General features: G+C 65.9%; 10 protein-coding genes. 8 read left to right on the top strand and 2 right to left on the bottom strand.

Annotation, left to right across the window (positions count from 1 at the left end; all coding sequences use genetic code 11):
* Positions 1-63: 63 nt before the first annotated feature.
* From QPR87_RS12365 to QPR87_RS12335, 7 genes are all read left to right on the top strand, one after another.
* Positions 64-321 carry an H-NS histone family protein gene (locus QPR87_RS12365; RefSeq protein ID WP_285049695.1) on the top strand — a complete coding sequence of 86 codons (258 nt, stop codon included), beginning with the start codon at positions 64-66 and terminating at the stop codon, positions 319-321.
* A gap of 15 nt (positions 322-336) precedes the next feature.
* Entirely contained in the window at positions 337-954 is a 618-nt protein-coding gene (locus tag QPR87_RS12360; protein WP_017998435.1) for a plasmid pRiA4b ORF-3 family protein, read from the top strand.
* Positions 955-1,028: 74 nt separating this feature from the next.
* The gene (locus tag QPR87_RS12355; protein ID WP_285049691.1) at positions 1,029-1,397 is read left to right on the top strand and encodes a hypothetical protein; all 369 of its coding nucleotides are present in this window, start codon (positions 1,029-1,031) and stop codon (positions 1,395-1,397) included.
* Positions 1,394-1,777 carry a DUF2200 domain-containing protein gene (locus QPR87_RS12350; RefSeq protein ID WP_028714414.1) on the top strand — a complete coding sequence of 128 codons (384 nt, stop codon included), beginning with the start codon at positions 1,394-1,396 and terminating at the stop codon, positions 1,775-1,777. The genes QPR87_RS12355 and QPR87_RS12350 overlap by 4 nt, the downstream gene beginning before the upstream one ends.
* Before the next feature lie 209 nt (positions 1,778-1,986).
* Positions 1,987-2,403: a hypothetical protein gene (locus QPR87_RS12345; protein ID WP_028714415.1), complete on the top strand. Its 417-nt coding sequence runs from the start codon at positions 1,987-1,989 to the stop codon at positions 2,401-2,403.
* A gap of 439 nt (positions 2,404-2,842) precedes the next feature.
* Positions 2,843-3,520 (top strand): DNA methyltransferase, encoded by a 678-nt coding sequence (locus QPR87_RS12340; protein WP_028714416.1) that lies wholly within the window; start codon positions 2,843-2,845, stop codon positions 3,518-3,520.
* Between the two features lie 70 nt (positions 3,521-3,590).
* Complete coding sequence (locus QPR87_RS12335) at positions 3,591-3,893, top strand: hypothetical protein (RefSeq protein ID WP_028714417.1); 303 nt, start codon at positions 3,591-3,593, stop codon at positions 3,891-3,893.
* A gap of 303 nt (positions 3,894-4,196) precedes the next feature.
* On the opposite strand, the gene QPR87_RS12330 is transcribed toward QPR87_RS12335, so the two are convergent.
* Together QPR87_RS12330 and QPR87_RS12325 are read right to left on the bottom strand one after the other, a co-directional pair.
* A complete protein-coding gene (locus QPR87_RS12330) occupies positions 4,197-4,622 on the bottom strand; it encodes a VOC family protein (RefSeq protein WP_028714418.1) in 426 nt (141 codons plus the stop codon).
* A 121-nt stretch (positions 4,623-4,743) separates the two neighbouring features.
* Positions 4,744-4,974: a hypothetical protein gene (locus QPR87_RS12325; protein ID WP_285049690.1), complete on the bottom strand. Its 231-nt coding sequence runs from the start codon at positions 4,972-4,974 to the stop codon at positions 4,744-4,746.
* A 559-nt stretch (positions 4,975-5,533) separates the two neighbouring features.
* On the opposite strand from QPR87_RS12325, the gene QPR87_RS12320 reads away from it, so the two are divergent.
* Positions 5,534-5,944 carry a single-stranded DNA-binding protein gene (locus tag QPR87_RS12320; protein WP_104494140.1) on the top strand — a complete coding sequence of 137 codons (411 nt, stop codon included), beginning with the start codon at positions 5,534-5,536 and terminating at the stop codon, positions 5,942-5,944.
* Positions 5,945-6,276 lie beyond the last annotated feature (332 nt).

Here is a 6,276-nt window from a genome sequence, read left to right as displayed (position 1 = left end):
AGACGCCGCTGGCCCGATCCGGTTGCGCTGTATGGAGGCTACACCGCATCGGGCCAGCTACCCGTGCTGACCAAGCGGGGTCATTATTGGGCGCCGAAAGGGGGTCAAAGTTGCGTGCCGATTGACACGGTGGCAAAGGAGCACGGTTTCTCGCTGGGCGAACTGGCGGAAATTACCCCGGCGCAAAAGCGCGCCACCGTGGCGCCGAAATACCGCCATCCGGAAAACCCCGAGATCACCTGGAGCGGTCGCGGCCGCAAGCCCGCCTGGATCGTCGAGGGCCTGGAGGCCGGCAAATCCCTCGAAGACTTCGCCATCTGACCGGGGAGGGCAGGGGTGTTCCAGCCTCCGAATGCGGTGCGGCTGCATGTCACCCTAGCCGAGATAGAGCCGGAGATCTGGCGGCGGCTGGTGGTTCCCTGCGACTGGACGCTGGACCGGCTGCATCCGGTCCTGCAGGCGGCCTTCGGCTGGACCGACAGCCATCTGCACGAATTCCGCATCGGCGGGCTGCGTTACGGCGATCCGGCCCTGCTGGATGACGGTTCCGGCAGCCCCCGCGTTTTCGACTATGCCGAGGTCCGGCTGCAGGATTTCGTCGGGCGTGACGGCAGTTTCACCTATGCCTATGATTTCGGAGACGGTTGGGCGCACCTGATCCGGATCGAGGATTGGCTGGCGCTCGACCCGGCGCCACGTCATGCCCTCTGCCTGGAGGGCGCGCGGGCAAGGCCGCCCGAGGACGTCGGCGGGCCGTGGGGCTACGAGGATTTCCTCGGGATCATCCGCGACCCGACGCACGATGACCATCGCTCCACGCTGCGATGGGCGGGCGGGCATTTCGATCCGGAATGGTTCGATCTCGACTTGATCAACAAGGATCTGCGCAATGCCTTTCGTGCGAACGCGCGGCGGCGGTTGCATCAGCCGAGGCCGAAGGCGCCGAAGGATTAGCAACGTCTCCCGTTGCGACCCTTCCCCGGCCTGCGCGAAGCTGACCATCCGCCCGACTCTTGCCACGACGCCCCATGACCGAGATCGCACCGCACCCCCGGATCAAGTTGTCGAAGCTGCGCGATATCGGCTGGTCGCTCTGGGATCCCATCGGATTGCTGGACCCGGAAGGCCGGCCGGGCAGATGGGACGACGAAGCCAACCTGTCCTTTGCGGACGAATATGACGGCTATCTGATCTCGGCGGCCTCGCAACTGCGCCGGGGAACGTCCCCCGATGAGGTCGTTGCGTTTCTGGTCGAGATCGAAACCCAACACATGGGAATGGGCGACAACCCGAGCGCCCGGCCAAGGGCGGAAGCGGTCGTGGATGCGATCCTCGCCGACGACAGCATCTGGACATGGCCCGATGCGCAGGGACGGTTCGGTCAGGAGGCGGGATGACCAGGCACCGGATCTTCACCACCAGCTTCGCCAGCGTCTATCCGCATTATGTGGCCAAGGCGGAGAAGAAGGGCCGGACCAGGGCCGAGGTCGACGAGATCATCTGCTGGCTGACCGGCTACACCCCGGAGGACCTGGCAGCCCGGCTGGAAGGCCGGACGGATTTCGAGGCCTTCTTTGCCGAGGCTCCGCGCATGAACCCGGCGCGCTCCCGGATCAAGGGCGTGGTCTGCGGCGTCCGGGTGGAGGAGATCGAGGATCCGCTCATGCGGGAGATCCGCTATCTGGACAAGATGGTCGACGAACTGGCGAAGGGAAAGCCGATGGAGAAGATCCTGCGGAAAGGGTCAGCCGCCCGTGGCGCGGCTGTGCCCGTCTGATCTGGCAAGTTGTCGCCGGCCGCCCGGGGCTCTTGGCATCTATCCGCATTATCTCCTTAGCCTTCCGCCTGTTCGCTTGACCCGCCAACGGGTCTTGGGAATGCTGTTTTTCGCAGCAACGGCGTAGTGAACCTTGGTCGCAGGCGGAGCGTATCATCTTCTGGCAGCCTGACGTGATCGATCCCTGGACCTTTTGTTTGGAGGCTTCCATGACGCTGATCCTGCTTGCCATCATGCTCACTGCGGTCGCCTGCGTCATCGCCTGGTATCTCGCCATCTACGCGCTGCCGGTGATGGTTTTTGTCGAGACGTTCAGCTTCATCCACGCGACAGAGACCGGTTTCCTGTTGTCCGCCCTTGCTGCGGCCGCCGCCGCATTGCTTTCGGTGGGACTGGTGCTTCTGGTGCTGTTCAAGGCGAAGAACCCGATCCTCTGCCTGCTGGCGCGGGCCGTCTTCGTGATCCCGGCGATGATCGCCGGATATGCCGTCGTCCACGGCATCGCCCATGATGCCATCGAAACCGCCATCGCGCTGAAACTGCTCTGCGGTACCGCCGGGCTGATCACCGGCATCGCCGCGCTGATGAACCTGAACGGGTTCGGAGAACTGGCGTCGCAGATCTGAGCCTGGGCTGATAACCTTCCCCGCCTGCCGCACCCACGCCTTGTCGCTTTGAACCAAGGTGATCCGCGCGGGCGCGGATCGCGTTTGCGCGGAAGCCGTGCCGGGGCCTCGACCGGGTCTTGCCCGGCTCACTCCCGGCCCGAAGATCTTTCCGTTTCCTGGATTTGTCCGCCACGCATCCGCCTGTCTGGCCGTCAAAGGGCAGGCGCCGCCTTGGGGCGTCGTCGGGGCGCAGGGCCGTGTCCTCGCCTGCGGCTGCGGGCCGCCCCACCCCTGCGCCCCGACCCATGACCGCCAGCCATGCGGCCGCGGGTCGGGCTGCGCCCTCTCCGCTCTGCCTCCGGGGAAACATGCGTTTCCCGAAGTCAGACCGGCGAGGCGCGGCCCATCGGCGGATCAGGGCAAGGGCCCTCCGCCTCGAACCCGAAAGGACAGAGACATGACCGGCAAGACCAGCACCCCCCGCAACCTCGTCATCAACGCCGATTGCATCGAGGCGATGCAGGCTTTTGACAGCGGAACGGTGGATTTCATCCTGACCGATCCGCCCTATGTGACCCGGTTCCGCGACCGGCAGGGCCGCACCGTCGCCAATGACGACAACGCCCGCTGGCTGCGCCCGGCCTTCGCCCAGATGCACCGGGTCCTGAAGGACGGCGGTTTCTGCGTCAGCTTCTACGGCTGGAACAAGGTGGATTTGTTTGTCGAGGCCTGGAAGGCGGCGGGCTTCCGCATCGTCGGGCATCTGGTGTTTCGCAAGCGTTATGCTTCATCCGCGCGGTTCCTGCGCTACGAGCACGAGCAGGCTTATCTGCTGGCGAAGGGCGATCCGGTTCTGCCGGCCCATCCGGTGCCCGATGTGCTGGACTTCCCCTATACCGGCAACAGGCTGCATCCGACCCAAAAACCGGTGGCGGCGCTGCGCAAGCTGATCGGCGCGTTCACCCAGCCGGGCGATCTGGTTCTGGACCCGTTCAGCGGCAGCGGTTCCACGCTGGCGGCGGCGCATCTGCTGGGCCGCGACTGGATCGGGATCGAGCTGGACGTGGCGCATTACCAAACCACCAACCGGCGGATGGCGGCCTTGCAAGAGCGGGACCGGAAGGCGGCGGCATAGGCTGGCGACCCAAGGTGCCCGTCATCGGGGCGGGCGCCACACCCCACAGCTTCACGGAAAGGATTTTGATATGCGCTGGATTGTGACGAAGGACCATCACGGCGGTTGCATCGGACTGGGCGAGGATGCCGACGGCGTTCCCGCACGAGGCAAACCCGAAGAAGGCGATGCCCTGCCGGTGGAGTTCCGGCTTTATACCGCGCGCGGCAAGCTGCTGTTCGAAGGCCGTTGCGGCGACATCGCCGCCGACTGGTGGCACGGCATGGAGCCGCTGCTTTACGCCTGGGCCACGTTCCGCTGCCGCCGTCTGACCTGGCGCCCGGCAGGGACGGGTGAATCTTGGCGCCCGCTGCGGCCATGGATTCGACACTAGCCCAAAGCATCACGGCCGCCGGTCCATCGGATCGGCGGCCGTCGCGCGTCCGATCCCTGCCGCACGCCCCCAAAAAAATCGCGCTCGCCGGGCATGGCCCGGCTCGCAAGACAAGGCGAAGATATCGGCAGACGCGCCAATGGCTGATGCGAACGGCGCGAATGGCGCGGCGTGATCCGGACGGGCGGAGACCACCCCTATCGGAGCCCGGCCGGATCACGCCGGGGGCGGGGAGAGGCGATGCTGCGAGGAGTCCCGGGAGCCACTGGCCCCAGTGAGGGGTCAGCGGCTTCCGGGGGTTACTCAATCGCCTGTCGGAAGCAGGTCCGGGTTCCAGACGATTTCCCACAGATGTCCGTCGGGGTCGCGGAAATAGCCGGCATAGCCGCCGTAGAACGTGTCCTGCGGAGGTTTAACGATCTCTGCCCCTGCCTGTTCGGCAGCGTCCATGATTTGATCGACCTCTTCCCGCCGCATGACATTGTGGCCGATGGTGAAGGCGGTCGGACTGACCGGCCGCATCGGCAATCCGGTATCGTGGGAGATGTCGGCCTGTGCCCAGAGCGCAAGTTTCAGCCCGCCGGAAAGATCGAAGAACGCCACCGCGCCATGCTCGAATTCCTGGCCGACGATGCCTTTCGTGGGCAGCCCAAGCCCGTCGCGGTAGAAGGAAAGCGATCGTTCGAGATCGGCGACGCCGAGTGTCAGAACGGAAATCCTGGGTTTCATGTCACGCCCTTTCTATCGGCGCCTGCACCGCGCAGGGCCTTGATAGTCTTGGGCCGTCGCCAGCAACGGAAGGACCCGCAGGGCGCGGGGGGCGGGCCAACCTTCCCGAGCCTAACCTGTTTCAGACCGGCAAATGATAGGCCGGGTGCCGCAGGCGGTCAACGGTGCCGGTGTCCCGCTTTGCGTCCGCGATCTGCTGCGCCCGTGGAAACACCAGACGGTTGACACCACCAAGCCCTCGACCTCCAGCGCAAAGGGGAATGTCATCGCTGATGAACCGGCCCGCGTCGTTGTTTTCGGCCGGCAACACCCGGCTGCGGAAATCCTGCATCGCCGCCGACCCCGCTGCCATATCGATCCTTGCCCTCCGCATCCTGCCATTGCGTGCCGTGAATGCCCGCCGCGATGCGACCCGCTTCCTGCCAGCCCCGCAGTATCGCCGGACGGTCCAACCCAGCACCGATGAGGTGGCAGTCATGCCATCTCGCGCCCCCGACCCGACAGCCCGATCCTTCCCGTCCCGAACGACCCGGCCTTCCGAATAGCGCGGGCGCGAGGCTGACCAGCAAACCGAAGCGAAGCGGCACCGCCGCGGGAGGTGCGGATTCCGGGGGCTTTGCCGACAGGACGGCACCGGCGAGAACGCCGCCGTTCTGCGATATGTCCCCGTCATGCCCCCGGACGCACCAATCCCTCCGCCTGTCCGAACCCCTAACTCCGTGCGGTTTTCACCGGCAACCCCCAAGGCTCCGGACCGTGTTGCCGCGCAGGGCGCGGCTGCCCGCACCACTCCGAAGCCTTGCGGGCAAGCTGCCGCCCGAAGGGGGCGGCAGTTGCAGGTGCCTCCCGACGGACTTTGCCGGGTCTCGTCGGAGGGAATGGTCCCTCCTGTGAGGCAACGGAGACCTACAATGCAGAACATCGTCATCCTCGCCGGCACCATCCGCCAGGCCCCCGAGACCCGCACCACCCGCACCGGCACCGACGTTACCCGCTTCAAGCTGGTCACCTCGCGCCCGCGCTATTCGGAAGGCCGGGTCGTGCGCGACGAGAAGGGCTATCGGGTCGAGGACGCGGAATGGCACCGCATCGTCGCCTTCAACGGCCTGGGCCGGACCATCCGGCAATATTGCGAATCCGGCACGAAGGTTCTGGTGCGCGGCCGCATCCACTACACGAAATGGCAGGATGCGGAAGGCCAGGACCGCTACGGCTGCGAAATCGTCGCCGAGACGGTGGATTTCCTGAGCCGGGCGCCGCAGGCCGAGACCGACGGCGAGGACGAGGGCCGGTTCATCGACGAAGACGACATTCCCTCCTGAACGGGAGGCCCAAGAGCCCGGCGGTTCCAGCCGCCGGGTTTTTCCATGTTTGCGGCGGATCGCGCCTTTGCCACGCCGGCAAGAGAAGGCTTCCCGACCGGATCGACCGGCCGGGAAGCCTCCGGCGGAGCCTGCTGCCTTCCCCCGACCCCATCCTTCTCCGCTGAAGAAGAAACAGGGGCTTGGGAAAAAAGGGGCTGGGGAGCGAGGCTGCTCCACAGCGCTACCGATGAGCTTTGCGTGATCGTCGGCGCGTGGTCGCGAAGGGCGTATTTAGCTTCGGAGCGGAAGGGAACGGGTGTCCACCGGCGAACGGGGTGGACACCCGTGGG

The organism is Paracoccus sp. SSJ (assembly GCF_030234105.1).
Lineage (GTDB): Bacteria > Pseudomonadota > Alphaproteobacteria > Rhodobacterales > Rhodobacteraceae > Paracoccus > Paracoccus denitrificans.
The sequence above is the reverse complement of the archived record's forward strand: the minus strand, read 5'-3'. Positions and strand labels throughout refer to the sequence as shown.